Annotated in this window: 30 protein-coding genes; 15 read left to right on the top strand and 15 right to left on the bottom strand. The window is 71.2% G+C overall.

Annotated features, from left to right (window positions below; all coding sequences use genetic code 11):
• Positions 1–56: 56 nt before the first annotated feature.
• Genes IEX91_RS05215 through IEX91_RS05205 form a run of 3 tightly spaced genes read right to left on the bottom strand, consistent with a single transcriptional unit; the run spans position 57 to position 2,000 of the window.
• On the bottom strand, positions 57–242 hold the full coding sequence (locus IEX91_RS05215; protein ID WP_188877536.1) for a hypothetical protein: 186 nt from the start codon (positions 240–242) through the stop codon (positions 57–59).
• A 39-nt stretch (positions 243–281) separates the two neighbouring features.
• Complete coding sequence (locus tag IEX91_RS05210) at positions 282–1,130, bottom strand: ribose-phosphate diphosphokinase (protein WP_188877534.1); 849 nt, start codon at positions 1,128–1,130, stop codon at positions 282–284.
• A gap of 45 nt (positions 1,131–1,175) precedes the next feature.
• Positions 1,176–2,000, bottom strand: coding sequence for an HVO_0234 family beta-propeller protein (locus IEX91_RS05205; protein ID WP_188877533.1), 825 nt, complete (start codon positions 1,998–2,000; stop codon positions 1,176–1,178).
• Positions 2,001–2,172: 172 nt separating this feature from the next.
• On the opposite strand from IEX91_RS05205, the gene IEX91_RS05200 reads away from it, so the two are divergent.
• Positions 2,173–2,574, top strand: coding sequence for a hypothetical protein (locus tag IEX91_RS05200; protein ID WP_188877532.1), 402 nt, complete (start codon positions 2,173–2,175; stop codon positions 2,572–2,574).
• A gap of 36 nt (positions 2,575–2,610) precedes the next feature.
• Positions 2,611–3,984, top strand: a complete 1,374-nt coding sequence (gene glmM / locus IEX91_RS05195) for a phosphoglucosamine mutase (RefSeq protein WP_188877531.1) — start codon at positions 2,611–2,613, stop codon at positions 3,982–3,984.
• 13 nt (positions 3,985–3,997) lie between these two features.
• Here glmM and IEX91_RS05190 read toward each other — a convergent pair whose 3' ends face one another.
• Genes IEX91_RS05190 through hisA form a run of 3 tightly spaced genes read right to left on the bottom strand, consistent with a single transcriptional unit; the run spans position 3,998 to position 6,309 of the window.
• The gene (locus tag IEX91_RS05190; protein ID WP_188877530.1) at positions 3,998–5,134 is read right to left on the bottom strand and encodes a DUF7118 family protein; all 1,137 of its coding nucleotides are present in this window, start codon (positions 5,132–5,134) and stop codon (positions 3,998–4,000) included.
• Positions 5,135–5,136: 2 nt separating this feature from the next.
• Entirely contained in the window at positions 5,137–5,520 is a 384-nt protein-coding gene (gene hisI, locus IEX91_RS05185; protein WP_188877529.1) for a phosphoribosyl-AMP cyclohydrolase, read from the bottom strand.
• 60 nt (positions 5,521–5,580) lie between these two features.
• Positions 5,581–6,309 carry a 1-(5-phosphoribosyl)-5-[(5-phosphoribosylamino)methylideneamino]imidazole-4-carboxamide isomerase gene (gene hisA / locus IEX91_RS05180; RefSeq protein WP_188877528.1) on the bottom strand — a complete coding sequence of 243 codons (729 nt, stop codon included), beginning with the start codon at positions 6,307–6,309 and terminating at the stop codon, positions 5,581–5,583.
• Between the two features lie 147 nt (positions 6,310–6,456).
• Here hisA and IEX91_RS05175 point away from each other — a divergent pair, with 147 nt between their 5' ends.
• The 4 genes from IEX91_RS05175 to hisB all read left to right on the top strand — a co-directional run bounded on the left by IEX91_RS05175 (position 6,457) and on the right by hisB (position 9,874).
• Positions 6,457–7,635, top strand: a complete 1,179-nt coding sequence (locus tag IEX91_RS05175; RefSeq protein ID WP_188877527.1) for an inorganic phosphate transporter — start codon at positions 6,457–6,459, stop codon at positions 7,633–7,635.
• Positions 7,636–7,715: 80 nt separating this feature from the next.
• Positions 7,716–8,105: a ferredoxin Fer gene (gene fer, locus IEX91_RS05170; RefSeq protein WP_188877526.1), complete on the top strand. Its 390-nt coding sequence runs from the start codon at positions 7,716–7,718 to the stop codon at positions 8,103–8,105.
• A gap of 131 nt (positions 8,106–8,236) precedes the next feature.
• On the top strand, positions 8,237–9,244 hold the full coding sequence (locus IEX91_RS05165; protein ID WP_188877525.1) for an A24 family peptidase: 1,008 nt from the start codon (positions 8,237–8,239) through the stop codon (positions 9,242–9,244).
• A 42-nt stretch (positions 9,245–9,286) separates the two neighbouring features.
• Positions 9,287–9,874, top strand: coding sequence for an imidazoleglycerol-phosphate dehydratase HisB (hisB, locus tag IEX91_RS05160; protein WP_188877524.1), 588 nt, complete (start codon positions 9,287–9,289; stop codon positions 9,872–9,874).
• Between the two features lies 1 nt (position 9,875).
• Here the strand turns inward: hisB and IEX91_RS16590 are convergent, their stop codons facing one another.
• Positions 9,876–10,511 (bottom strand): hypothetical protein, encoded by a 636-nt coding sequence (locus tag IEX91_RS16590; protein WP_188877523.1) that lies wholly within the window; start codon positions 10,509–10,511, stop codon positions 9,876–9,878.
• Between the two features lie 105 nt (positions 10,512–10,616).
• Between IEX91_RS16590 and IEX91_RS05150 the strand changes: the two genes are divergently transcribed.
• Positions 10,617–11,642, top strand: a complete 1,026-nt coding sequence (locus tag IEX91_RS05150) for a zinc-binding dehydrogenase (protein ID WP_229772797.1) — start codon at positions 10,617–10,619, stop codon at positions 11,640–11,642.
• A gap of 25 nt (positions 11,643–11,667) precedes the next feature.
• Entirely contained in the window at positions 11,668–12,240 is a 573-nt protein-coding gene (locus IEX91_RS05145; protein WP_188877521.1) for a cysteine hydrolase family protein, read from the top strand.
• Here the strand turns inward: IEX91_RS05145 and IEX91_RS05140 are convergent.
• A complete protein-coding gene (locus tag IEX91_RS05140; RefSeq protein WP_188877520.1) occupies positions 12,237–12,701 on the bottom strand; it encodes a phosphate-starvation-inducible PsiE family protein in 465 nt (154 codons plus the stop codon). The genes IEX91_RS05145 and IEX91_RS05140 overlap by 4 nt on opposite strands.
• 107 nt (positions 12,702–12,808) lie before the next feature.
• On the opposite strand from IEX91_RS05140, the gene IEX91_RS05135 reads away from it, so the two are divergent.
• On the top strand, positions 12,809–14,143 hold the full coding sequence (locus IEX91_RS05135; RefSeq protein ID WP_188877519.1) for a dihydroorotase: 1,335 nt from the start codon (positions 12,809–12,811) through the stop codon (positions 14,141–14,143).
• Between the two features lie 108 nt (positions 14,144–14,251).
• Positions 14,252–15,070, top strand: coding sequence for a YihY/virulence factor BrkB family protein (locus IEX91_RS05130; protein WP_188877518.1), 819 nt, complete (start codon positions 14,252–14,254; stop codon positions 15,068–15,070).
• A 3-nt stretch (positions 15,071–15,073) separates the two neighbouring features.
• Here IEX91_RS05130 and IEX91_RS05125 read toward each other — a convergent pair whose 3' ends face one another.
• Positions 15,074–15,709, bottom strand: coding sequence for a DUF5806 family protein (locus IEX91_RS05125; protein ID WP_188877516.1), 636 nt, complete (start codon positions 15,707–15,709; stop codon positions 15,074–15,076).
• A 100-nt stretch (positions 15,710–15,809) separates the two neighbouring features.
• On the opposite strand from IEX91_RS05125, the gene IEX91_RS05120 reads away from it, so the two are divergent.
• Positions 15,810–16,220, top strand: coding sequence for a 30S ribosomal protein S6e (locus tag IEX91_RS05120; protein WP_188877515.1), 411 nt, complete (start codon positions 15,810–15,812; stop codon positions 16,218–16,220).
• 52 nt (positions 16,221–16,272) lie between these two features.
• Positions 16,273–16,704, top strand: a complete 432-nt coding sequence (locus IEX91_RS05115) for a DUF5807 family protein (RefSeq protein ID WP_188877514.1) — start codon at positions 16,273–16,275, stop codon at positions 16,702–16,704.
• A gap of 59 nt (positions 16,705–16,763) precedes the next feature.
• Here IEX91_RS05115 and IEX91_RS05110 read toward each other — a convergent pair whose 3' ends face one another.
• Positions 16,764–17,864 (bottom strand): DHH family phosphoesterase, encoded by a 1,101-nt coding sequence (locus IEX91_RS05110; RefSeq protein ID WP_188877513.1) that lies wholly within the window; start codon positions 17,862–17,864, stop codon positions 16,764–16,766.
• 37 nt (positions 17,865–17,901) lie between these two features.
• On the bottom strand, positions 17,902–18,348 hold the full coding sequence (locus IEX91_RS05105; RefSeq protein WP_188877511.1) for a universal stress protein: 447 nt from the start codon (positions 18,346–18,348) through the stop codon (positions 17,902–17,904).
• Positions 18,349–18,424: 76 nt separating this feature from the next.
• Here IEX91_RS05105 and IEX91_RS05100 point away from each other — a divergent pair, with 76 nt between their 5' ends.
• On the top strand, positions 18,425–18,877 hold the full coding sequence (locus tag IEX91_RS05100) for a universal stress protein (RefSeq protein ID WP_188877510.1): 453 nt from the start codon (positions 18,425–18,427) through the stop codon (positions 18,875–18,877).
• Here the strand turns inward: IEX91_RS05100 and IEX91_RS05095 are convergent.
• Positions 18,856–19,413 carry a GNAT family N-acetyltransferase gene (locus IEX91_RS05095; protein ID WP_188877509.1) on the bottom strand — a complete coding sequence of 186 codons (558 nt, stop codon included), beginning with the start codon at positions 19,411–19,413 and terminating at the stop codon, positions 18,856–18,858. The two genes, IEX91_RS05100 and IEX91_RS05095, sit on opposite strands and share 22 nt — an antisense overlap.
• Complete coding sequence (locus IEX91_RS05090; RefSeq protein ID WP_188877507.1) at positions 19,410–19,778, bottom strand: universal stress protein; 369 nt, start codon at positions 19,776–19,778, stop codon at positions 19,410–19,412. The genes IEX91_RS05095 and IEX91_RS05090 overlap by 4 nt, the downstream gene beginning before the upstream one ends.
• A 91-nt stretch (positions 19,779–19,869) precedes the next feature.
• Between IEX91_RS05090 and IEX91_RS05085 the strand changes: the two genes are divergently transcribed.
• Positions 19,870–20,754 (top strand): NAD(P)-dependent oxidoreductase, encoded by an 885-nt coding sequence (locus IEX91_RS05085; protein WP_188877505.1) that lies wholly within the window; start codon positions 19,870–19,872, stop codon positions 20,752–20,754.
• 206 nt (positions 20,755–20,960) lie between these two features.
• Complete coding sequence (locus tag IEX91_RS05080) at positions 20,961–21,239, top strand: hypothetical protein (RefSeq protein WP_229772796.1); 279 nt, start codon at positions 20,961–20,963, stop codon at positions 21,237–21,239.
• Between the two features lie 27 nt (positions 21,240–21,266).
• Here IEX91_RS05080 and IEX91_RS05075 read toward each other — a convergent pair whose 3' ends face one another.
• Positions 21,267–21,842 (bottom strand): acetate uptake transporter, encoded by a 576-nt coding sequence (locus IEX91_RS05075; protein WP_188877504.1) that lies wholly within the window; start codon positions 21,840–21,842, stop codon positions 21,267–21,269.
• Positions 21,843–21,844: 2 nt separating this feature from the next.
• Positions 21,845–23,836: an acetate--CoA ligase gene (acs, locus tag IEX91_RS05070; protein ID WP_188877503.1), complete on the bottom strand. Its 1,992-nt coding sequence runs from the start codon at positions 23,834–23,836 to the stop codon at positions 21,845–21,847.
• Between the last annotated feature and the right edge of the window lie 22 nt (positions 23,837–23,858).

The raw sequence follows: 23,858 nt of genomic DNA, 5'->3' as shown, positions 1-23,858 counted from the left end.
GAGGGCGTCGTCAGCTATCGATCCGGTACGGATAACGGTTCGGACGCGGCACCCCCTCAGTCCCCGCGAACGCGCGCGGACTGGTCGGTGAGGCCGCCGAGGAGCATGAGGAGGCCGGCGACGAGGCCGAAGTAGGCGAGCGGCACGAGCGTCGGCGCGGTACCGAGGAGTACCGCGCCCGTCACCATGAGGGCGGTGCCGGCGACGAGGAGTTTGAACTCGAAGGCGGTCGCGTCGTCCATGCCGACGTGTCCGCACGCCGAGTCGAAAAGCCTGTGGCGCTACTCCCGGCCGAGCGCCGTCGCGACTGCGGGCGCGGCCGAGGCCTCGCTGACGGCGCGCTCGATGGTGTCGGTGGCGACGACGGCGTCGACGCCGGCCTTCGAGAGTTTCGTGCGCGCGTTCGCGGCGAGCAGCGGGTGAACGCACGCGACGAACACGCGACGCGGATCGTCGAGCAGGCCGATCGCCTCGCTCATCGTGGAGCCGGTGGCGACGATGTCGTCGACGACGACGACGTCGCGGCCGGACACGTCGGTCTCGCTCGGCGTGATCTCGACGTCCGTCCCCGAGTGGCGCACCTTCTCGAAGAAGTCGGCGTCCCCCGGCCCGTAGGCGTCCCGGACCGATTCGGCGAGCGGCAACGCGGAGGCGTCGGGCGCGAGGAAGACCGGATCGTGGAGGTCCTCGGGGAGCGGGTCGGCCAGGTGCGGGGTGGCGTCGACGTTCGTCGTCGGCACGTCGAAGAACTCTCCGACGGCGGGTTCATGGACGTTCACGGTGTAGACGGCGTCGGTGCCCGTTGAGATCGCGCGCGCCATCGCGCGGGCGGAGACCGGTTCGCCGGGTTCGAACGCCTCGTCCTGTCTCGCGTAGCCCATGTAGGGGACGACGGTGACGACGCGGTCGGCGCCGGCCTCGCGGACGGCGTCCTGCAACTGGAGGAGTTCGACGAACGAGCCGTCGTCGACGGTGGAGGCGACGACGACGGCGCGGCCCTCGACGGGCGGAACGCGGACGATCCGCTCGCCGTCCGGGAACGACTCGTACTCGACGCGCGCGAGCTCTTCGCCGAGCTCGGCGGCCAGCGCGGCGGCGAGGCCCTGCGAGGCGGAGCCACTGACGATCATGGCTGTACGGTGTAGTAGCGCGGGGTTAGGCGTTTCCGTCCGGGGTCAGCGCTCGTCCGCGACGGCGGCGACGGCGGCCACGCCGGGGAGTCCGATCGTCCGGGTGCGCCAGCCGTGGCCGGCGTCGACGGCGACCGTCCCCGTGGAGTCGGCCGCGTAGAGCGCGCCCGCGCCGTAGTCGACGTCCGCGAGATCGGTGAGGGGACACGCGCGTTCGCGCCAGCCGTCGCCGTCGTGCTCGTACAGGGTGTCGTCGACGATCGCGGCGGCGTGATCGGCGCGGGCGGCGACGGCCGTCGCGCGGCCGTCGCGCTCGGCGAGCCAGCCGTTACCGAGCCGATAGGCGCCGTCGTCGGTGGCGGCCCACGGACCGGCGCCGGAGACGTCGTTCACGTCGTCCAACCCGGCGTGTACCACGTCGTCGTCGGTGACTCGATAGACGCCGTCGACGGTGGCGAGGAGCGAGCCGTCGGCGCGCCGGGCCTCGGGGGCGATCCCGCGGTCGTCCCACACGTCGCCGTCGCGGGCGGCGACGCGGCCCTCGGGCCCGGTAGCGAGGAGCGTGTCGTCGTCGTAGCCCACGGCGACGGCGTCGCCGAAGCCGGTCTCGGTGAACGTGGGATCGCCGCCGACGGCGTTCCGGCCGGCGTCGGTGGTCCGGACGTCTTCGCGGTCGGCGACGGCCGCTGTCCCGTCCGAGACGGCGACGTCGCGCACTTCAGTGGTGGTGAGGAGGGCGAACTCGCCGATCTGGTCGCCGGAGATCGCGACGGCGGCGAGGCCGCGATCGGTACCGACGAGCAGGGTCTCGGTGCCGGTCTGCTCGGCGTAGACGCGTTTCTCGTCGATGCTGATGTCGTGGTCGCTCATGCGTGAAGAAGTGAGTGCGGGGGCGGAAAGGGTTGCGCACGGAGCGCGGTTCCGAGCGACGCGAGGAGCCGCGGGACCGCGAACGCGAGCGGGGAGGAACGACCCGTGAGACGCGCGCCGTCGTCCTGTGCGGACCGCACGGTACTTCACGTCGCCGCTCCGAGTGGCGAGTATGCGACGACGTCGGTACCTCGCGGCGGCGGCGACCGGTCTCGCGGGCGCGCTCGCTGGCTGTAACGGCCTCGGTCTCGGGGTTCTCGGGCCGTCCGGCGAGTGGAAGCTCCGCGCGATGCCGGCGGATCCGGAGGCGAGCGACTACACGTGCACCTTGGAGGAGTCGTTCGTCACCGCGCACCCGAACTTGGAGACGGCGCTCTCGCGGGCGGCGGACGGCGAGCGCGGGTCGTGGTCCGATCCGGTGTATCTCGACGCGGAGACCGGCAACGAACTCGGCGCGGACATGGCCGACTACTGTAAGGGGGGCTTCCGGGGCGTCTACTTCTACGACGGCGACGCGTTCTTTGTGAGCCTGATCGACCGCAAGCCGGGCAACGGGAAGGGCCACGACCACTAGGGAAACGGCTTTGGGACGGCCGCCGTCAGGTGAGGTATGCAGGTGTTCGGGTCGAGCGGGACGCGCGGCGTCGCCAACGAGGAGCTGACGCCGGCGTTCGCGCTCCGGGTCGCGAGGGCGGTTGGGACCGTCCGCGAGGAGTCGCGCTTCGCCGTCGGGCGCGACACCCGGTTGACGGGACGGATGTTGGAGAACGCGGTGGCGTCGGGGCTCGCGGCCGTCGGCGCGGACGTCGATCGCCTCGGCGTCGTCCCGACGCCCGGGGTGCAAGCGTACGCGGCCGACGAGGGCGTCCCGGCGGTAATGGTGACGGCGTCGCACAACCCGGCCGCGTACAACGGGCTGAAGCTCGTCGGTCCGGACGGCGTCGAACTCCCCGTGGAGGCCCTCGAACGGATCGAAGAGGCGCTCCTCGGCGAGGCGTTCGAGGCCGTCGCGTGGGACCGCACCGGTACGGACCGGGCGGTCGACGGCGCGAATCGGCGGTACGTCGAGCTGGTACTCGAATCCGTCGAGCGCGAGCGGATCGCGGACGCGGAGCTGACGGTCGCGCTCGATCCCGGCCACGGCGCGGGCGCGCTGACGAGCCCCGACGTCTACCGCGAGCTCGGCTGTCGCGTCGTCACGGTGAACGCCCAGCCGGACGGCCACTTCCCGGGGCGCGATCCCGAGCCCGTCCCGGAGAACCTCGACGCGCTCGGACGGCTCGTGCGCGCGAGCGACGCGGACGTCGGCATCGCCCACGACGGGGACGGCGATCGTGCGGTCTTCTACGACGAGCGCGGCGAGCCGATCGACGGGAGCGCGTCGTTCGCGGCGCTCGCCGCCGCCGAGGTGGAAGCGGGCGACACCGTCGTCTCCGCGGTGAACGTCAGCCAGCGTCTCGTCGACGTCTGTGAGGCCGCGAACGCGGAGCTCGACCTGACGCCGATCGGCTCGACGCGCATCATGACGCGGATCGGCCAGCTCGAAGCCGAGGGCGAGCGCGTACCGATCGCGGGCGAGGGGAACGGCGGCGTGATCTTCCCGGGGTACCGGATCAGCCGCGACGGGGCGTACATCGGCGCGCGCTTCCTCGAACTGCTCGCGGACGGGGCAGCGGCGAGCGACGTCGTCGCGCCCTACGACGACTACGCGAACGTCCGCGTGAACGCCGAGTACGACGGCGAGGCGGAACGGGAGGCGCTGCTCGCGGCCGCGGAGGCGTACGCCGACGCGGCGACCGCCGACGACGGCGCCGGACTCACGACCATCGACGGACACCGCCTCGACTACGGCGACGCGTGGGTGCTCGCGCGCCCGTCGGGGACGGAGCCGGTCGTGCGCGTCTACGCGGAGGCGCGTACGGAGGCGCGCGCCGGCGAGCTCGCCGACGACCTCGCGGCGGCGCTCCGGGCGGCGATCGAGTAGCGAGCCGCGACAATTAAGCGTCTTCGAGCGCCGAGGCGAGGCGCTCGCGGGCGTCGCGGGCGTCTTCGAGCGCCGCGGCGACCGTTCCGTTGGCGACGCGCTCGCGTTCGGCGTCGTCGAGTTCCGCGCGGGCGAGCGCGGCCTCGCGGAGCCGCTCGTAGCGCTCGGTGCGGGCGAGCGCGGTCACGGTCCGGAGACGGTCGATCGCCGTATCGGCGTCGAGACGCGCGAGCGCGGAGACGAGCTCGTTCGCTCGGTAGCGCAGGACGTCCGCGGGGTCGGGCGGCCAGCCGAGCGTCAGGAAGCCGCCGTCGAGACGCTGGAGGAAGGACCGGTTCGCGCCGACGACGCGCTTGAGCGCCGCGGGGTCGTCGACGTAGTGTTCGAGCTTCGAGAGCGACTCGTCGCCGTGGTCGAGGAGCGTCGGGACGGGTTCGTCGCCGGCGTCGTGCTCGCGGACGTACGTGAGGAGGGCGGGCGGGACGGTCGGCGCGTCGACGAGCGGGAACGCCGTGAGCGCGTCGAGCCACCCGAGGACGTCGCGCGCGGACCGCTGAGCGAGGGCGTCCTCGACGACGGTCCGCGCCGCCGTGTCGTAGGCCTCGACGGGGTCGCGGAGGTCGGCGACCGGGGCGTCGAGGTCGGCGTCGGCGAGCCGGGCGACGCGTTCGAGGCGGGCGATCTCGTCGTCGAGCGCGTCGAGTCGGTCCTCGGCGTCGTAGCGGACGGCGCGATAGGCGTCGCGCGCGGCCTCGCGTTCGTCGAGGCGATCGGTGAGGTCGGTGACGGGGTCGAGGGCGTCGCGGGCGCGCTCGAAGTCCGACTCGGTGACGCGGCGCTTGTCGAGCGCGTCGTCGTAGTCGTCGAAGGCGTCGGCGCGCGGGAGGTCGTCGTCGACGCGCTCGACGAGTTCGGCGACCTTCCCCTCGAACTCGATGTACGACTGGAAGTCGCCGGAGCCGGTCGCCGAGTCCTCGTACCGCCGGAGGAGGGCGAGCGCGTCCGCGCGGTGCTCGCGGAGGCGTTCGAGGGTGTCGGTGCCGTACTCGTCGACGGCGGCTTCGGCGTCGGTGCGGCGCTCGCGGGCGTCGCGGAGGCGCGCGAGCAGTCCCGAGACGTCGGCGGGGTCGTCGCTCGTGGCGCCGGCCATCGTCACTCGTAGACGTCGTCGGGGTCGAAGACGCGTTCGCCGACGGTCTCGCCCTCGACGGTGCGGTAGAAGCAGGAACGATGACCGGTGTGGCACGCCCCGCCGGTCTGCTCGACGACGTAGAGGAGCGCGTCGCCGTCGCAGTCGACGCGGACCTCCTCGATCGATTGGGTGTGCCCGCTCGTCGCGCCCTTCTCCCAGAGTTCCTCGCGCGAGCGCGAATAGTAGTGCGCGACCCCCGTCTCGACGGTGCGTTCGAGGGCGTCGCGGTTCGCGTACGCCAGCATCAGAACGTCGCCGGTCTCGGCGTCCTGCGCGACGGCTGGTACGAGGCCGTCGTCCCCGAAGTCGAGGTCCACGCCGAAGCCGCTCTCGCTCTCGCTCATACCGGAGCATACCGGCGGGCGTGGATAGGTCTTCTGTCGCGCCCGTCGGGGAGTCGGGGGCTACGCGACGCGTTCGCGAGCCTCTGCGAGCGTGAAGTTCCCCTCGTAGAGCGCGGTGCCGACGACGACGGCGGCCGCGCCCGCCTCTCGAAGCGCCGTGATGTCGTCGAGGGCGGCGACGCCGCCGGAGGCGACGACCGGGATGTCGACGGCGTCGACGACGCGGGAGACGACGTCGGTGCGGACGCCGGTCTGCTGGCCCTCGACGTCGACGTCCGTGAAGAGGACGCCCGAGGCGCCGACGGTTTCGAACTCGGCGGCGGCCGCCGCGGGGTCGAGGCCGGTCCCCTCAGTCCAGCCGGAGACGACGACTTCGCCGTCCTTGGCGTCGAGGCTGACGAGCGTGCTGTCGTCGTAGGCGTCCGCGATCTCGCCGACCAGCTCGGGGTTCTCGACGGCGGCCGTCCCGAGGATGACGCGATCGACGCCGATTTCGAGGAGGTCGCGCGCGTCGGCGAACGACCGGATGCCGCCGCCGACTTGGACGTCCGCGTCGTCGCCCACGGCCTCGACGACGGCGCCGATCGCGTCCTCGTTCTCGCGTGCGCCCTCGAAGGCGCCGTCGAGGTCGACGAGGTGGATCGTCTCCGCGCCGGCCGCAAGCCAGTCCTCGGCGGCCGCGACGGGGTCGCCGTAGCGCTTGCCCGTTCCGCGTTCGCCCTGTACCAACTGGACGACTTCGCCGTCCTGTACGTCGACCGCGGGGACGACCTCGAACGTCTCGAACATACTCCGAGTGCGAGGGCGACGGGCAAAAGCGTCCGCGTTCGGGAGCGAGCGACGGGGCCCGACGGAGGCCGTGCCGGCGGCCGACTCGTCGGCGCCCGCCGCCTGCGATCACCGGGTTCAAACCGGGTGCGGGCGTAGCCCGAGGCGATGGTCTCGGCTCTCCTCGCCGTCGGCGTGCTCGTCGCGGCGTTCGTCGGCTACAACATCGGCGGGTCCTCGACGGGCGTCGCCTTCGGGCCGGCGGTCGGCTCGAAGGTCGTGACGAAACTCGGCGCGGCCGCGCTGATGGCGGTCTTCGCGCTCCTCGGCGGCTGGACGGTCGGCCGGAACGTCATCGACACGATGGGCGGCGAGATCGTCCCGAGTTCCGAGTTCACCCTCCCGGCGTCGGTCGCGGTCCTCTTCTTCGTCGGCGCCGCGCTCCTCGTCTCGAATCGCTACGGCGTCCCGGCGTCGACGTCGATGACCGCGGTCGGCTCGATCGCCGGCCTCGGCGCCGCGACCGGCACCCTCCAGATGGCGACGATGGGACGGATCGTCTCCGCGTGGGTCGTCGCGCCCGTCCTCGCCTTCTGGCTCTGTGCGGTCGTCGGCCGCTACGCGTACCCCTATCTGGACGCCTTCTTCCGGCTCGATGCGCCCGAGGACGGACTGCTCGTCTGGCGCGAGCTCGGCCCCGTCGGCTACCCGGTCGGCAGGAACGAGAGCGCGACCCCGCGGCAGTTCCTCGCGGCGTTCCTCGTCGTCGCGATCGGCTGTTACATGGCGTTCTCGGCGGGCGCGTCGAACGCCGCGAACGCCGTCGCGCCGCTCGTCGGCGGCGGCTACCTCTCCGCGAACGCGGGCGTCCTCCTCGCCGGCGCGGCGATCGCCGTCGGCGCGTTCACGATCGCCCGCCGGACGCTCGACACCGTCGGAAACGACCTCACGGACCTCCCGCTGCTCGCCGCGCTGATCGTCGAGGTCGTCTCCGCGTCGCTCATCACCGCCCTGTCGGTGCTCGGTATACCGGCGAGCCTCGCCGTCTCCGCGACGATGTGCATCGTCGGGCTCGGGTGGGGGCGAGCGACGCGGACCGTCCGTGCGAACGACGCGCTCAGCGGCGAGGGGCGCACGCCGATCGCGGTGGGGTCGCTCACCACCGAGCGGGCGGACGCCCCGCACGACGTGCCCCGGATCGGCGAGGAGGACCCCGACGAGCTCGCCGCCGGGGACCTCTTCGATCCCGCGGCCGTCGGGCGGGTCGTGATCCTCTGGGTGCTCACGCCGACGATCGCCGCGACGGCCTCGTTCGCGCTGTTCAGCGTCGCGGGGGTCGTCGGATGAACGAACGTCCGTGCGCGAAACCGGCGGCGACTGCGTGAAAACAGCAAGGCCTTTCATTACGGGCGAAAAATCTCACCGTGATGCCAACCGTCGAATACCTGAACTACGAAGTCGTCAGCGACCAGGGCTGGGACATGGACGACGACGACCTCTTCGAGAAGGCCGCGGACGCCGGTCTCGACGAGGAGGACTACGGTGAGCTTGACGTACCGGAGGGCAGTTACATCCTCGAATCCGCCGAGGCGCAGGGCTACGACTGGCCGTTCTCCTGCCGCGCCGGTGCGTGTGCGAACTGCGCGTCCATCGTCAAGGAGGGCGAGATCGACATGGACATGCAGCAGATCCTCAGCGACGAGGAGGTCGAGGAGAAGAACGTGCGCCTGACCTGCATCGGGTCGCCGGCCACGGACGAGGTCAAGATCGTCTACAACGCGAAGCACCTCGACTACCTCCAGAACCGCGTCATCTAACGCGGCCAGCTCGAACGACGACGTTTTTCTTTCGGGACGCACCGCCACGTAGCCGTGCGTCGGCATCGACGGTCGGCGATCGATCGCCCGTCGCCGAAACTCCTTTGCCCCTCTCGCGCGCCGATTCGTTCGTGTACGCGTCCGTTCCCGACCTGCTCCGCTTGCTCGCCGTCCCCGCGTTCGCCTACGGTGCGTACCGGGACATCGAGACGCGTCGCGTCCCCGACCTGCTCTGGCCGCCGCTGCTCGTCCTCGGCGTGCTCTGCCTCGCGGTCGAGGGGTGGAACGCCGTCCACGCGCCCGACGCGTTCACCTTCCGGGCGTTCGCGCTCCGGACGGCCGTCAGCGTCCTGCTCGTCGGCGGCCTCGGCGCGTTCTTCTACGTCGTCCCCGTCGGCTTCGGCGGCGCGGACGCGAAGGCGCTCGTCGCCATCAGCGTCCTCCTCCCGACCTACCCGACGTACTACTTCGACGGGTTCGTCCTCCCGCACGTCCCGACGACGGTCCGCGTCTTCGCCCTCACCGTCCTCATGAACGCCCTCGTCCTCGGGATGGCGTACCCGCTCTACCTGCTCGTCTCGAACGCGGCGCGCGGCGACATCGCGCCCGTGATGGCCGTCGGCAAGCGCGTCCCCGTCGAGCGCCTGCCCGTCGAGCACGGCAGCCTCCTTGAGGACCGCGAGGGCACGCGCCTCACCGGCGGCCTCGATCTCGACGCCCTGCGGATGTACTGTCGGTGGCGCGGCGTCACGCTCGCCGACCTCCGCGACGATCCCGGCCTGCGCGATCCCGGGACGCTCCCCGCGGAGCCGAACGACCCGACCGACGGGGTGGTGACGGCGAGCGACGGGCGCGCGCGCACCGACGGCGGCGAGCGCGACGGACGCGGAGCGGGTGACGTCGTCGCGGGCGACGGCGACCCGTGGGGCGCGGCGGCGTTCCTCGACGACATCGAGGGCTCCGCGTACGGGACGTCGCCCGCCTCGCTCCGCGAGGGCCTCGACGTCGTCACCGAGCGCGAGGCCGTCTGGATCACCCCCGGGACGCCCTTCTTCGTCACGCTCTGTCTCGGCCTGATCGTCGCGTTCACCTACGGCGATCTCCTCTTCGCCGCCCTCGGCGCGCTCGGGTTGGTGTAGGCGAACGCAACGGCCTTGAGCGACGCGCGAGAAGGACGGCGTATGAGCACGCGTACGGGCGCGGCGTCCCGCTCGACCGCCGAGACCGACATCGACGTCACCGTCGACCTCGACGGCGACGGCGAGAGCACGGCGGAGACCGGTATCGGCTTCTTCGATCACATGCTCGAATCGTTCGCCAAGCACGGCCTCTTCGACCTCACGGTGCGCTGTGACGGCGACCTCCACATCGACGACCACCACACGGTCGAGGACGTCGCCATCGTCCTCGGGGAGGCGGTGAACGAGGCGCTCGGGGAGAAGCGCGGCATCGTCCGCTACGCCGACCGAAGGGTCCCCCTCGACGAGGCGGTCGGAAGCGTCGTCCTCGACGTCTCCGGGCGCCCCTACTACGAGTTCGAGGGGGAGTTCAGCCAGGAGCGCATCGGCGACTTCTCCAGCGTGATGGCCGCCCACTTCTTCCACTCCTTCGCCGAGCACGCCGGCCTCACGCTCCACTGCGCGATCGACGGGGAGAACGCCCACCACGAGGTCGAGGCGCTCTTCAAGGCGAACGCCCGCGCGCTCGACGACGCGACGCGACTCGACGAGCGCCGCAGCGACACGCCGAGCACGAAGGGCGAGCTCTGAGTCAGGGCGTCCGCACGCCCTCGGGCGTCTCCTCGAGATGCCCGTTCTCGACGGCGGCGTCCACGGCCGCGTCCACCTCGGCGCGCGAGAGGTCGTAGGCGCCGTCGGCGAGGTCCGCGAGGGCCGCGCGCGTCATCGCGCCCGGGCGATTGCGCAGGAGACGGACGAGTTGGGCGTACCCCTCCGGGCGATCCGGGCCGGTATCCGTTTCGCCGTCTACCTCGGTTTCGTCTCCGTCGGCCGCGTCAGCGTCGCTGTTTGCCGCGTCAGCGTCACCGTCGGTCGCGTCGGGATTACTGTCGGTCGCAGCGACGGTGCCGTCGGTCGTGACGTCGCGGCCGGGATTGCCGTCGGCCGCGTCGGCGTCGCCGTCGGCCGCGTCGTCGGCCGTCTCGTCCGCGTCGAGTTCGACGTCGGGGACCGCGGGTTCGACGGTGACGGCCGGAGAGTGGTCGTGCTCGGCGTGGTCGTGGCCGTCGAGGGCGTCGAGCAGCGGGTCGACGACGCCCGCGAGGGTGTCCCGGCAGGCCGTACAGAGGACGAGGCGGCGCGCACCGCTTGGAACGGTATCGGGGACGACCTCGTAGACGCCGTCGGCGGGTTCCTCGCAGAAGTCACAGCGGTCGAGTTCGCGCATACGCGACGCGTCGGGTGCGAGGGACTTAGGTGGTGCGTGCCGCGGATAGCCGCGAACGCGGCCGGCACGCTGACGTTTTTGCGCGCGGCGCTCCGAGGAGCGCGTATGTCCGACATCCCCGAGACGATGGACGCACAGGTGATCCGCGAGCACGGCGACCCGGAGGTCTTCGAGTCGGCCACGCTCGACGTCCCCGAGGTCGACGCGAACGAGGTGCTAGTCGAGGTGGCGGCGACGAGCGTCAACCCCGTGGACACGAAGATCCGCAGCGGGTTCGCGAGCGGCCTCTGTCCGGACTTCCCCGCCGTCCTGCACGGTGACGTCGCCGGCGAGATCGTGGCGGTCGGCGAGGGCGTCGACGAGTTCGCCGTCGGAGACGAGGTGTACGGCTGTCCGGGCGGCCTCGCGGGCACGACGGGTGCGCTCGCCGAGTACGCGGCCGCGGACGCCGCGACGCTCGCGCACAAGCCCGACTCGCTCTCGATGCGCGAAGCCGCCGCGCTCCCGCTCGTGACGATCACCGCGTGGGACGGCCTCGTGACGCGCGCAGACGTCTCGCCCGGCGAGTCCGTCCTCGTCCACGGCGGGACGGGTGGCGTGGGACACGTCGGCGTCCAGATAGCGAGCCTGGAGGGCGGCGTCGTCCACGCGACGGCCTCGACCGACGAGAAGCGCGCGCTCGCGGAGGAGCTCGGCGCGGACCACGCCTTCGACTATCGGCGCGACGTCGCGGACTACACCGACGAGTACACCGACGGCGAGGGGTTCGACGTCGTCTTCGACACGGTCGGCGCGGGCGCGGACAACCTCGGGAACGACTTCGCCGCCGCGGGCGTGAAAGGGCGCGTCGTCACCACCGTCTCGCGCGGCGAGGCCGACCTCGACCCCGTCCACTCGAAGGGGCTCAGCGTCGATACGGTGTTCATGCTCCTCCCGCTCATTCACGACGACCACGCCGGCCGCCTCCGCCACGGCGAGATCCTCGATCGCGTCGCCACGCTCGTCGACGAGGGCGATATCGTCCCCCACCTCGACGACACCGACTACACCCTCGACGAGATCGGCGACGCCCACCGCCGCCTCGAAGCCGGCGAGCACGTCGGCAAGATCACCGTCCGGGTGAAGGACTAAGCGCCTCGCAGACGCCCTCATCGGTATGCCCGAGTTCGATCCCGCGGAGACCGCGCTGATCGTCGTCGACATGCAGAACGGCTTCTGTGACCCGGACGGGAGCCTCTACGCGCCCCCGAGCGGCGACGCCGTCGATCCCTGCGTCTCGCTCGCGACGCGCGCCCGCGAGGCCGGCGCGCGCGTCGTCTACACCCGCGACGTCCACCCCGAGGGGCAGTTCGAGGGGAACCACGCGTACGACGAGTTCGCGCGCTGGGGCGAGCACGTCGTCGAGGGGACGTGGGACGCCGAGCTCGTCGACGACCTCCCCGACCCCGATCACGTCGTGGAGAAGCACACGTACGACGCCTTCCACGAGACGGAACTGGCGGGGTATCTGGACGCGCACGGGGTCGAAGACCTCGTCTTCTGCGGGACGCTCGCCAACGTCTGCGTCCTCCACACGGCCGCGAGCGCCGGCCTCCGCGACTATCGCACCGTCGTCGTCGAGGACGCGCTCGGCTACATCGAAGCGGACCACCGGGAGTACGCGACGGAGCACGCCGCGTGGCTGTTCGGCGAGACGACGACGCGCGACGCCGTGGGCTTCGACGCTTAGACGTCCTGGTCGGGCGGCGTCGTCACGTTCGCGCGCCCGACGACGTAGAGGGCGGCGACGAGCGCGAGCAAGAGCAGGGCGTACCCCGCGGCGGCGATCGTCGACTCGGTCGGCGTGCCGTAGTCACCGGAGTGGAAGCTGATGACCTTCCGCGCGACGGCGATGAGTCCCGCCGCGATGACGATGCGGATGACGCTCTGCTCTTGGGCGTACGCGACGACCGTCTGGAAGATCTCGACGATGATGAACAGGAGGAGGATCTCGTCGATGAGCCCGATGATCGCCGCGGTGTCCGTGATCGCGCCCGTGCGGACGAGCGTGACGATCTGGAGGAGGAAATCGAAGACGCCGATGCCGAAGAGACCGACGAGTACGAAGGCGGCCACGACTTCGAGATAGCGCATCAGCCGCTCGGAGACGTCGACGAACCCATCCACATCCGGTACGGTCGGCGTGTTCATCATCCGAGTCGTGGGGCCGGACGCATAAATCGGCACGCCCGGGCTCGCGGATCGCGCGCGGCGTGGCGTGTCGTCAGCTTTAGGCGCGAGAGCGCCGACGCCCGGGTATGCGCGTGATACGCGACGCGACGCTCGCGGACGGCCGGGTCCGCGACGTCCGCCTCGACGGCGAGACGATCGACGCGGTCGGCGTAGACCTCGACGGGACGGTGCCCATCGACGCCGACGAGCGCCTCCTCCTCCCCGGCGCGATCGACGCCCACGTCCACTTCCGCCAGCCCGGCGCGAGCCACAAGGAGACGTGGGCGACCGGCTCCCGGTCGGCCGCGGCGGGCGGCGTCACGACCGTCGTCGATCAACCGAACACCGATCCGCCCACGACGACGGGGGAGGCCTACGACGGGAAGGCGGCGTTCGCCGACGATTCGCTCGTCGACTACGGTCTCAACGGCGGCGTCACGGAGTCGTGGGATCCCGACTCGCTCTTCGAGCGCCCGCTGTTCGCGCTCGGCGAGGTCTTCCTCGCCGACTCGACGGGCGAGATGGGGATCGACGCCGACCTCTTCGCGGACGCCGTCGAGCGCGCGGCGAGCGCGGGCGTTCCCGTCACCGTCCACGCGGAGGACGCGACGCTCTTCGATGAGAGCGTGCTGCCACGCGGCACGGAGAGCGCGAGCGGGGGGGACGACGACCCGCGAGCGGAGGCGACGGCGCGCGACGACCCGGACGCGTGGAGCGCCTACCGGCGCGCGGAAGCCGAGATCGTCGCCGCCGAACGGACCGTCGACGTCGCCGCCGACGCCGACGCGCAGGTCCACCTCGCGCACACCTCGACGCCGGAAGCCGTCGACATCGCCGCCGACAGCGGCCTGACCTGCGAGGCGACGCCCCACCACCTCCTCCTCTCGCGCGACGACTACGACGACCTCGGGACGTTCGGGCGGATGAACCCGCCGCTGCGGAGCGAGAGCCGGCGCGGCGAGCTGTTCGAGCGCCTCGTCGACGGGACGCTCGACATCGTGGCGACCGACCACGCGCCCCACACTCGCGCGGAGAAGGACGCGGACATCTGGAACGCGCCGTCGGGCGTGCCGGGCGTCGAGACGATGGTGCCGCTCCTCCTCGCCGCGACGCGGCGCACGGACCTCACGGTCGAGCGCGTGCGCGACGTCACCGCGCGGAACCCCGCGGAGCTGTTCGGCGTCGCCGGGAAGGGGCGGATCGCGCCGGGGTACGACGCCGACCTCGCGCTCTACGATACGACCGACGTGACCGAGATCGACGCCGACGCCCTCCACTCGAAGTGCACCTGGACGCCGTTCGCGGGCTTCGAGGGCGTCTTCCCCGTCTGGACGATGCGGCGCGGCGAGCGCGTGTGGGACGCGCCCGAGGAGGCGTTCGGGGAGCCGGGCGGGACGAACGTTCGCCGTCGGTCGCCGTAGCGCGCGACGGGGCGCGTCGGGGGACGCGCGGAGTCGAGCGGCGCGGGCGGGGCCGACGGAACCGACGCAGGCCCGAACGTTCAACCGACGGCCGCCCGACTGATCGGTATGCCCGACTCGACGCTCGACGCCGCCCGTCGGACGGCGCTGGAGACGGTCGCGGTCGTCCGGGATCGGAACCTCACGTTCGTCGCGGGCGCGATCGCGTACGCGGCGTTCGTCTCGCTCGTGCCGCTGCTCGTGCTCGTCTTCGCGCTCGCAGCGGCGCTCCGCGGTCCGGCGACCGCGGACGCCGTCGTCGCCGCCCTGCAGGGGTTCCTCTCACCGAACGCCGCCGACCTCCTCCGCGGCGCGCTGACGAACCGCACCGGCGCGTTCGGCACGTCGGTGCTCGGCGTCGTCCTGCTCGCGTGGAGCGCGCTGAAGGTCTTCCGCGGGCTGAACACGGCGTTCGCGGTCGTCTACGGCGAGGACGACGCCGGGCTCGTCGGCGCGGTTTGGGACGGCCTCGTCGCGCTCGGCTGTCTCGCCGTCGCCGCGGTCGGCCTCGTCGGCGTCGGTGCGGCGCTCGCGCTCGTCGTCGAGCAGGTCGTACTCGACCTGCTCGGGCCGCTCCTCTTGCTCGTCGGACTGACGGTGGCGTTCCTGCCGCTCTACTACGTGCTGCCCGGCGCGACGGTGACGCCCCGCGAGGCCCTCCCCGGGGCGTTCGTCGCCGCGACCGGATGGCTCGCGTTCGGTGCGCTCTTCCGTGCGTACGTGGCCTACGCCGGCGACAGTCAGGCCTACGGCGTCCTCGGCGGCGTCATGCTACTGCTCACGTGGCTCTACGTCGCCGCGCTCGTGGTGCTCGTCGGCGCGGTCGTGAACGCCGTGTCCGGGGGGCGACTGGTCGACGACGGGGAGAGCGCGATCGGCGACGACTGACGCTCAGTCGTCGGCCTCGCTCATCTCGTGACCGCAGTTCGGACAGGTCGCCTCGGAGTGCCGGAGTTCGTCGCTGGCCTCGCGGACGTCGCGCATGACCTCGGAGATGCGGTCCTCGGCGTCGAGTTCCTCCTCGACTGAGAGTTCGACCCCCTCGACTTCGAGGAGGAACTTCGCCACCTCCGTCGACTCGTACATCAGGTCGTCGAGCTCGTCCGCGGTGAAGAAGTCGCTCATCGCGCCGTAGAGGAACGTCGCGCCCGCCTTCGTCACCTTGTCCTCGAACGCCGAGCGGGCCTGATTCACCGCTTGGGGCGTGTAGGTGTCCGTCATGAACGGGACGAGCTCGGGGAGGTTCTCGCCGATCTTCGTCATCTCGACGCCCGTCTCCGTGCGGAAGTCCGCGCACAAGCGCGCGATCGCCCACTCGCGGGCCGTGACGTAGGTCCGCTCGCGGAGGAAGTCGTTGACGCGCTCGTACTGTGCGCCGTCGACCTTCTTGAAGCGATCGTACTTCCGGACGTCGTCCGGGACGCCGGGCGTCGGCTCGTCCGCACCGCCCGCGGTCGCCGCCGCGCCGTCGGTCGCGTCGTCGTCCGCCGTCGCGTCGATCCCGTCGGCGTCGCCCTGCTCGGTCATACCCGGCCTACCCGAGAAGCGGGCAAAAGCGTGTCGCCGGGCCTCGCAGCCGCTCCGGGGTTTCGACGCGCTTTTAGGTCGCGCAGCCGGGAATACGCGTATGGCTACGTTCAACGTCGTGGTCGCCGACCCCGCGGAGGGGACGGCGTACCCGATCGAGGTCGAGGGACAGGACGCGAATCGCTTCATCGGTCGGAATATCGGCGACGAGGTCGACGGTGACGCCGTTGGACTGACCGGCTGCACGCTCGAGATCACCGGCGGCTCCGACGAGGCCGGGCGCCCGATGCGCGGCGACGTCTCCGGGCCCGGCGTGGAGAGCGTCCTCGTCAAGACCGAGAGCGTCGGTTACAACCCCGAGCGCGACGGCGAGCGCCGCCGGATCAGCGTCCGCGGGAGCGAGGTCTCCGACGCGACCGTCCAGATCAACGCGAAGGTCACGGAGACCGGCGACGAGTCCGTCGCCTCCCTCCTCGGCGAGGAGGAGGACGCGGACGAAGCCGACGAGTAACGCATCGAGTCGAACGCACGGCGCTTTTCTTCCGCGAGCGGGTAGGGGAGGTATGACCGACAGGTACACCGAGTTCCTCGCGGGCGAGCGCCACGAGGACGTCGCGCTCTACCTCACAGAGGACGTCGTCGAGAACGTCGGGTCGCTCGCGGACCGCGAGGACGCCGTCGCGTACGACGACGGCGTGGTCCTCGTCGTCGACGGGGAGAGGGGGCGCACCGTCTTCCAGAAGACGACGGGAATGGCGGCGATGGAGTTCGCACAGGAGGCGATGGGCGCGGACGGCCACGTCGATCGCGACCTCGCGGGCGGCGAGTGCCCCGAGGCGGGCGACGGCGAGACCCACGACGTCTCGTTCGTCTTCGCGTTCACCGAGGAGCGAAACGAGGAGGTCGGCGGCCTCTACGCCGAGGGCCCCGTCGTCCACGCCTACGCGCACTGCCAGTGCGGGGCGAGCTACTCGGAGCGCTGGCTCTGCGAGTGACGCGTCGTCGGATCACGGGGGTCTGAGCGGCGGGCCCCGAGAGCGACGCGGGCGCTACGCTACTCCTCCGCGCTCTCGGCGGGCTCGTCGGGGAGCGTTCGGAAGGCGTTGAGGATGACCTGCGTGGCGACGGCCCCGCCGGTCGTCCAGTGGTTCGCGTAGTCGAGCATGTCGTCGTAGATGTCGGGCTTACAGCCGGCGGCCTGCGGGTGGCCGCCGCCGTTGACCTGCCGGGCGACCTCGTGACAGCGCTCGAAGTCCTCGCTCCCGCGGATGGAGGCGGAGCCCGCGGGCTTGACGATGACGGCGGCGTCCGCGCCCTGCTCGCGGAGGTCGTCGGCGACCTCGTTCTGGGAGCACCGACCGTAGGTGACGCCGACGGTCACGTCCTCGCCGGCCACGGAGACGGTGCGGAGTTCGGCGCGGGAGAGGGCCTTGTCGATGAGCTCGCGTTTCTCGACGCGCTCGGCTTCGAGGAAGTCGAGGACCTCGGCGGGGAGGTCGGGGCCGTGTTCGCGGACGGTCTCGACGTACTCCTCGTCGTCGGCGCGATGCGAGTAGTCCGAGAGGTCGTCGCTGCGCGGGTCCTCCTTCAGCCAGAGGTCGTGATCGCGGGTGACGGCGGCGAGCTCGACGAGGTGGCGCGGGAGGTCGGCGTCGAGGGAGCGCACGGCGACGTCGGCGGTGCACTCCTCGTCGGAGTCACCGATCACGAGGTCGACGCCGGCCGCGCGGACGCGTTCGGCCGCGTCCTCGGTCCACTGGTGATGATCGTACCAGTGGACGGCGCCGGCGTGCGCGACGAGGCGTTCGAGTTCGTCGCGGACGTACGCGTACTCGTCTGGACAGAGGTCACAGACGTAGACGGTCGCGCCGGCGGGGGCGTAGTCGGCGACGCGATCGAGTCCGTCCTCGAGGGTGTGCGGGCCGGCGGGGACGAGGGCGGCCGCGCCATAGACCTCGCGGACGAGCGCGGCGCAGGCGAGGCCGTCGGCGTCGGGGTCCGCCACCACGACCACGTCCGCGCCGTCGAGGCGCTCGCGCATCTCGCGTTCCGTCTCGGCCTCGGAGACGTCGTCGGGGACGAAGAAGCCCCGCCCCGGGAGGCGGGACTTCCGTTCGAGCGAGAGGGTATCGTCGTCGATGACCCGGTCTTTCATACGTGGGGAAGCGCGGCGAGGGAGAAGAACCCGGCGGTTACGCGCGTCCGTCGATCTCGTCGGTTTCGAGGCGCCGCACGGTCAACACGGGGATCGGGGAGTCGCGGACGACGCGCTCGGCGACCGAGCCGATGAGGAGGCGGTTCTCGCCGTGGCGTCCGCGCGTGCCCGTGGCGACGACGTCGGCGTCGATCTCCCGGACGTAGGCGAGGATCTCGTCCGCGGGACGTCCCTCGCGGACCGCGGTGGTGACCGGGCCGTCGGCGCGTTCGGCGACGTTCGCGAGGGCGTCCTCGGCGCGCGCCGCGAGCGCGTCCGCCATCTCCGTGCGGAGGTCGTCCGGGGTCGTGTCGAGCGCCCCCGTGTCGACGACGGAGAGCGCGTGGACGTCGGCGTCGAAGCGCTCGGCGAGGTCGAGAGCGGTGTCGATCGCGCGCCCCACGCTCTCCGACCCGTCGGTGGCGACGACAACGGTATCGATCATGTGGGGGACGTCGCCGCGTCCGCACTTAACTCCACTCCTCGGTGGGCTTTTGGTGGCGGCCGCCGGAGACGCCGACATGAGCCTCGAAGTCGGGACGGTCCTCGTCCCCGTCGACGGGAGCGACGCCTCCGGGACCGCCGCCGAGTACGCGGTCGCAGTCGCCGAGCGCTACGACGCCGACGTCCACGCGCTCTTCGTCCTCGGCGACGACGTCGCGCGGAGCATCGCGGACGGCGACGTGGACGAGGACGGGATCGCGGACGCACACGAGTCGTTCCTCGACGACGTCCGCGCGCTCGCCGACGCGAGCGACGTCCCGGTCGGCACCTCCGTCATGCACGGCTTCTCGACGCGACGCAAGACCCACCACCCCGGGAGCGTGATCCTCGACTGCGCGGACGACGTCGACGCGGACTTCCTCGTCATGCCCCGCGAGGCGCGTTCGAGCGTCGATCCGCCCGGGACGGTGCTGGAGAAGGTCGCCGAGTACGTGTTACTCTACGCGAGTCAGCCCGTGTTGTCCGTCTGAACGCGGGCCGTCGAGAGGTCCATCTCCATCTCGATCTCGAAGCTCTCGGCGCTCATCGTCTCGAAGCCCACCTTCTCGTAGAGCGCGATCGCCGCGTGATTCCACCGCTCGACCGTCAGCCAGACGTGACCGACGTCGTTCGCCGCGCCGTAGCCGAGGAGCGTGCGGATGAGACGCGTCCCGATGCCACAGCCCTGCGAGTCCTGGTGGACGAAGATGGCGAGCTCGTACGCGTCGTCGCCGTCCGGGACGAGCGTCGCGTGGCCGACCGCGTCGTCGCCGTGCCACGCGACGACGTTGTAGGCGTCGCCCCCGACGAGCGTGTCGAGCCACGAGCGCACGCGGGCCTCGCCCGTCGGCGGAATGCCCTGCGCGCGCATGCTCGGGTCGAAGTCGTCGTACATCGCCACGAGCGACTCGATCCCGTCGGCGTCCGTCGACGCGAGCGAGCGGACGGTGATCTCGCGCCCGTCGGCGTCCTCGAAGGCGTGGGGCGGCGTCGGGAACGGGCCGGGCGCGTCGGTGTCGTTCGTCATCGGACCAGGGAGACGGTGACGGGCGCGTTCAGCAGGACGAACTCGGCGATGTGGCCGAGTCGGATCTTCCCCATCGGACTGCGCTCGCCGCCGCCGAGGACGACCTGTTCGAACCCCTCGCGGCCGGCGAGTTCGACGAGCTCGCTCCCCGGGTCGCCCGTGAGGTGTCGAACGTCGGCGTCGAGGCCCGCCTCCTCCAGCACCGACGACGCGTGATCGATGACCTCGTCCGCGGACCGGTCGCTCTCCGGGTTGTCGAGGACGGCGACGGTGAGCTCGTCACCCGCCTCGACGGCCCGCTCGACCGTGCGGTCGAGGGCGTCGAGCGAGTCGTCGCTCCCGCCGATGCCCAACAGCACTTTCATGAACGATACGTCACCCCGGCCCAGCAAAAGCCTTTGCGGCGCGTCTCTCTCGCCGCCGACCTATTTGTCCGGCGCGTCCGTATCGACACCCATGACGACAGTCGGGTTCATCGGACTCGGCGCGATGGGCGTACCGATGGCGTGGAACGTCGCTGACGACTTCGACCTCGTGGTCTACAACCGGAGTGAGGCGCCCACGGAACCGTTCGCGGACGCGGGCGTCCCGGTCGCGGGGACGCCGCGCGGCGTCGGCGAGCGCGCGGACGTCACCGTCGTCATGGTGACGGACGGCGAGGCTCTCCGGGACGTCCTCGACGGCACGGACGGTCTGCTCGCCGGACTCTCCGCGGGCGACTACGTCGTGAATTCGAGTACGGTCTCGCCGGACGACACCGGGGCGGCCGCGACGCTCGTCGCCGAGGCGGGCGGGCGCTTCGTCGACTGCCCGGTCTCGGGGACGATCGGGCCCGCCGAAGACGGGACGCTCACGATGCTCGCGGGCGGCGCGGACGCGGACGTCGACGCCGTCGAAGGCGTGCTGGAGGCGATGGGCGACCCCGTCGTGCGCTGTGGCGGCGTCGGCGACGGCACGCACGCGAAGCTCTCCGTGAACCTCCTCTTGGGGAACATGATGCAGTCGTTCGCGGAGTCGCTCGCGCTCGCGGACGCGAACGGCCTCGACGTGGACGCGATGCTCGAAGCCATCGGCTCCGGGGGAGTGGCGGCGCCGCTCTTCGACGCGAAGGGGGAGGCCATCGCCGAGGGCGATTTCGAGGCCGCGTTCCCGCTCGACCTGCAGTTCAAGGACCTGCGTCTCGCGCTCGATAGCGCGAGCGAACGGGAGGTGCCGGTGCCGGCGACGGCAGCGACGAAGGAGGCTGCGAGCCGGGCGCGCGCGCTCGGCCACGGCGAGGAGGACATCGCGGCGTTCGTGCGCGGTATCGAGGACGTCACCGGCGACGAGATCCGTCGGTAGGAGCGGGCTGGCGACCGGAGAAATCGCGGCGGGGCGTCGCGCGACGCGCGCCGACGGGCGCGCTCGACCGGACGCACGGTGGCGCGACCGGCTCGTTGGACCGCCGCGAGCGGGGGGTCAGGGCACGCACCGGGATGGTCCCGGCATCGCACTCGGAGGTACGGGTCGGGGGCACGCTCTTTGGACCGGGGCGTCGAGTGTCGCGTGTGACTCGGTCCGTGGACGCGTTCGCGGACGCGCTCGCGGTCTTCCCCGGGAGCGAGGCCGAGCGCAACGCCGTCGCCCGAATCGCGGCCGATCTCGCGGCGAGCGGCCGCTACGAGCGCGACGCCGGCCACGAACTCGCGCCCGCGGAAGTCGTCGAGCATCTCCGCGACGCGCCGGAGGGGCGCGTGGCGTCGCGGTGGAACTGGTGGATCGGGAGCCTCGATCTCGCCTACGGCGGGTACGGGGAATTCGCCGTGCGCCGCTGGCGGGAGCGATAAACGAGGAGAACGGGAATCGTCGGCCGTTCAGTCGCTGAGCGGCGCGCCGCCGATGGGGACCACGGTGCGGTCCCACGCCCAGTTGACGACCTCCGCGAACGAGGCGTACATGGCGAGCAGGCCGGTGAGGACGCCGACGTAGCCGCCGATCGTCGCCGTCCCGAAGCCGAGGTCGCCGAGACCGAGCAGCAGGAACGTGATGGTCAGCGTGAGGAACACGGACCAGAGCGCCCAGTTGAGCTTGAACGTCGCGACCCACATGTAGGCCGTGAAGAGCCCCCAGAGGAGGAGCGCGGCGCCGACGGCCGTCGCGTTGACGGAGAGCCAACCGTTGCCCGCGAAGAGGACGAGCAGGCCGAACCACCACCAGAACGCCCCGTAGCTACAGAACGCCGTGTACCCGAACGTGTTCCCCTCCCGATACTCGAGGAGGCCGGCGAAGAACTGGCACGTGCCGCCGAAGGCGAGCGCGAGCGGGAGGACGACGGGTTCACCCGCGCTGGGTAGGATCCCGCCGTTGACGAGACTGAGGAGGACGGTCGTCAGGCCGAACGCGACGAGGCCGAGCGGTCCGGGGTTCGCGGTGTCGGTGTTAGCGGGCATGATCACTCACCTCGGACTTCGGCTTCGATATTGCGGACGATGTCGGGATTGCGAAGCGTCGAGGTGTCGCCGAGTTCCTCCCCGTCGGAGATCTCTTCGAGGAGGCGGCGCATGATCTTCCCGGAGCGGGTCTTCGGGAGCTCGGGCGTGAAGACGATCTTCGCCGGCCGCGCGATGGGACCGATCTGATCCTCGACGGCGGCCTCGATGCGCTCGCGCAGTTCGTCCTCATCGGCGTCGTCGTCTTCGAGGATGACGTAGGCGTGGATGACTTCGCCCTTCAGGTCGTCGCTCGCGCCGACAATGGCGGCCTCGGCGACGCCCTCGGCGGAGACGACCGCGGACTCGATCTCCATGGTCCCGAGTCGGTGCCCGGAGACGTTGACGACGTCGTCGACGCGACCGACGACGGTGATGTAGTCCTCGTCGTCGATCTTCGCGCCGTCCTCGGGGAAGTAGACCCAGTCCTCGGGGTCGTCAGAGTCGGTGTCGGAGTACTCGGCCCAATACTCGTCGATGAACCGCTCGTCGTTCTTGTAGAGCGTGCGCAGCATCCCGGGCCACGGCTTCTGGACGGTCAGATAGCCGGCACCGCCCGCGGGTACTTCCTCGCCGTTGCCGTCGACGATACGTGCGTCGACGCCGGGGAGCGCGGGACCGGCGCTCCCGGGCTTCATGTCGTTGACGCCGGGGAGCGTCGTCACCATGTGACCGCCGGTCTCCGTCTGCCACCACGTGTCGACTATCGGGCACTCCTCGCCGCCGATGTGCTTGTAATACCACTTCCACGGCTTCGGATTGATCGGTTCGCCGACCGTCCCGAGCAACCGCAGCGAGGAGAGGTCGTGGCGCTGCGGGTGTTCCGCGCCCCACTTCATGAACGACCGGATGGCCGTCGGCGCCGTGTAGAACTGCGTGACGTCGAGGTCGTCGACGATCTCCCAGAAACGGTCCTCCGCGGGGTAGTCGGGTGCGCCCTCGTACATCGTCGTCGTCGTCCCGAGGGCGAGGGGGCCGTAGACGATGTAGGAGTGACCGGTGATCCACCCGATGTCCGCCGAGCAGAAGTAGGTGTCCTCGGGTTTGACGTCGAGGACGGCCTGCGAGGTCCACGCCGTCCACGCGAGATAGCCCGCCGTCGTGTGTTTCACCCCCTTCGGTTGGCCGGTGGTCCCGGAGGTGTACATGAGGAAGAGCATGTCCTCCGCGTCGCGAGCGACCGGCTCGACCGTCGCGCCGGCGTGGTCGGCCACGAGGTCAGCGTAGTCGTGTTCGTCCTCGTCGAGGTCGTGGCCGAAGTCGTCGCCGTTCGGGCCGAGGCGATCGACCACGACCGTCTCGACGTCGTGCTCGACTTTCTCGACGCCCTCGCGTGACTTCGAGAGGTGGTCGAGGGGGTCGCCGCGCCGGTAGTAGCCGTCCGCGGTGACGAGGTACTCGGAGTCGGCGGCGTTCATCCGCTCGGCGAGCGCCTCGGCCGAGAAGCCGGCGAAGACGACCGAGTGGGGCGCGCCGATACGCGCGCAGGCGAGGAGCGCGATCGGGTGGGCGGGGATCATCGGCATGTGCATCGTGACGACGTCGTCCTCGCCGACCCCGAGGTCGCGTAACGCCGCCGCGAACTCGTTCACCTCCCGGTGGAGCTCCTCGTAGGTGATCGAGCGGTCGGCCTCGTCGGCCGGCTCGCCGACCCACTCGATGGCGACTTCGTCGCCGCGCTCGGACAGATGCCGGTCGACGCACTCGTGGGAGGCGTTCAGCGTCCCGCCGGTGAACCACTCGTAGAACGGCGGGTTCGAGTCGTCGAGCACCTGATCGTAGTCGTCGTACCAGTCGAGGAGATCGGCGGCGCCCTCCCAACACTCGGGCCAGTTCTCCTCGAACTCCTCGTAGATGTTCGGATCGGTGACGTTAGCCTGCTCGACGAACGACTCTGGCGGCTCGAACACGTCCTGTTCGGCCAATCGCGTTTCGAGGTTGTCGTTTTCTACCATACCACACGTAGCAATCGAAGCT

It is taken from the genome of Halarchaeum nitratireducens (assembly GCF_014647155.1).
Lineage (GTDB): Archaea > Halobacteriota > Halobacteria > Halobacteriales > Halobacteriaceae > Halarchaeum > Halarchaeum nitratireducens.
This window is presented reverse-complemented; position numbering and strand designations above follow the sequence as displayed.

Excerpts from the sequence above, each read along its gene's own strand:
- hisA (WP_188877528.1), bottom strand. The coding sequence starts at position 6,309 with ATGTTCGAGACGTTCGAGGTCGTCCCCGCGGTCGACGTACAGGACGGC.
- IEX91_RS05135 (WP_188877519.1), top strand. The coding sequence starts at position 12,809 with ATGCGCGTGATACGCGACGCGACGCTCGCGGACGGCCGGGTCCGCGAC.
- IEX91_RS05085 (WP_188877505.1), top strand. The coding sequence starts at position 19,870 with ATGACGACAGTCGGGTTCATCGGACTCGGCGCGATGGGCGTACCGATG.
- IEX91_RS05120 (WP_188877515.1), top strand. The coding sequence starts at position 15,810 with ATGGCTACGTTCAACGTCGTGGTCGCCGACCCCGCGGAGGGGACGGCG.
- IEX91_RS05130 (WP_188877518.1), top strand. The coding sequence starts at position 14,252 with ATGCCCGACTCGACGCTCGACGCCGCCCGTCGGACGGCGCTGGAGACG.
- acs (WP_188877503.1), bottom strand. The coding sequence starts at position 23,836 with ATGGTAGAAAACGACAACCTCGAAACGCGATTGGCCGAACAGGACGTG.
- IEX91_RS05095 (WP_188877509.1), bottom strand. The coding sequence starts at position 19,413 with ATGACGAACGACACCGACGCGCCCGGCCCGTTCCCGACGCCGCCCCAC.
- IEX91_RS05090 (WP_188877507.1), bottom strand. The coding sequence starts at position 19,778 with ATGAAAGTGCTGTTGGGCATCGGCGGGAGCGACGACTCGCTCGACGCC.
- IEX91_RS05200 (WP_188877532.1), top strand. The coding sequence starts at position 2,173 with ATGCGACGACGTCGGTACCTCGCGGCGGCGGCGACCGGTCTCGCGGGC.
- IEX91_RS05100 (WP_188877510.1), top strand. The coding sequence starts at position 18,425 with ATGAGCCTCGAAGTCGGGACGGTCCTCGTCCCCGTCGACGGGAGCGAC.
- IEX91_RS05215 (WP_188877536.1), bottom strand. The coding sequence starts at position 242 with ATGGACGACGCGACCGCCTTCGAGTTCAAACTCCTCGTCGCCGGCACC.
- IEX91_RS05115 (WP_188877514.1), top strand. The coding sequence starts at position 16,273 with ATGACCGACAGGTACACCGAGTTCCTCGCGGGCGAGCGCCACGAGGAC.
- IEX91_RS05110 (WP_188877513.1), bottom strand. The coding sequence starts at position 17,864 with ATGAAAGACCGGGTCATCGACGACGATACCCTCTCGCTCGAACGGAAG.
- IEX91_RS05125 (WP_188877516.1), bottom strand. The coding sequence starts at position 15,709 with ATGACCGAGCAGGGCGACGCCGACGGGATCGACGCGACGGCGGACGAC.
- IEX91_RS05210 (WP_188877534.1), bottom strand. The coding sequence starts at position 1,130 with ATGATCGTCAGTGGCTCCGCCTCGCAGGGCCTCGCCGCCGCGCTGGCC.
- IEX91_RS05075 (WP_188877504.1), bottom strand. The coding sequence starts at position 21,842 with ATGCCCGCTAACACCGACACCGCGAACCCCGGACCGCTCGGCCTCGTC.
- IEX91_RS05205 (WP_188877533.1), bottom strand. The coding sequence starts at position 2,000 with ATGAGCGACCACGACATCAGCATCGACGAGAAACGCGTCTACGCCGAG.
- fer (WP_188877526.1), top strand. The coding sequence starts at position 7,716 with ATGCCAACCGTCGAATACCTGAACTACGAAGTCGTCAGCGACCAGGGC.
- hisB (WP_188877524.1), top strand. The coding sequence starts at position 9,287 with ATGAGCACGCGTACGGGCGCGGCGTCCCGCTCGACCGCCGAGACCGAC.
- IEX91_RS16590 (WP_188877523.1), bottom strand. The coding sequence starts at position 10,511 with ATGCGCGAACTCGACCGCTGTGACTTCTGCGAGGAACCCGCCGACGGC.
- IEX91_RS05140 (WP_188877520.1), bottom strand. The coding sequence starts at position 12,701 with ATGAACACGCCGACCGTACCGGATGTGGATGGGTTCGTCGACGTCTCC.
- IEX91_RS05175 (WP_188877527.1), top strand. The coding sequence starts at position 6,457 with ATGGTCTCGGCTCTCCTCGCCGTCGGCGTGCTCGTCGCGGCGTTCGTC.
- IEX91_RS05190 (WP_188877530.1), bottom strand. The coding sequence starts at position 5,134 with ATGGCCGGCGCCACGAGCGACGACCCCGCCGACGTCTCGGGACTGCTC.
- IEX91_RS05145 (WP_188877521.1), top strand. The coding sequence starts at position 11,668 with ATGCCCGAGTTCGATCCCGCGGAGACCGCGCTGATCGTCGTCGACATG.
- hisI (WP_188877529.1), bottom strand. The coding sequence starts at position 5,520 with ATGAGCGAGAGCGAGAGCGGCTTCGGCGTGGACCTCGACTTCGGGGAC.
- IEX91_RS05150 (WP_229772797.1), top strand. The coding sequence starts at position 10,617 with ATGTCCGACATCCCCGAGACGATGGACGCACAGGTGATCCGCGAGCAC.
- IEX91_RS05105 (WP_188877511.1), bottom strand. The coding sequence starts at position 18,348 with ATGATCGATACCGTTGTCGTCGCCACCGACGGGTCGGAGAGCGTGGGG.
- glmM (WP_188877531.1), top strand. The coding sequence starts at position 2,611 with ATGCAGGTGTTCGGGTCGAGCGGGACGCGCGGCGTCGCCAACGAGGAG.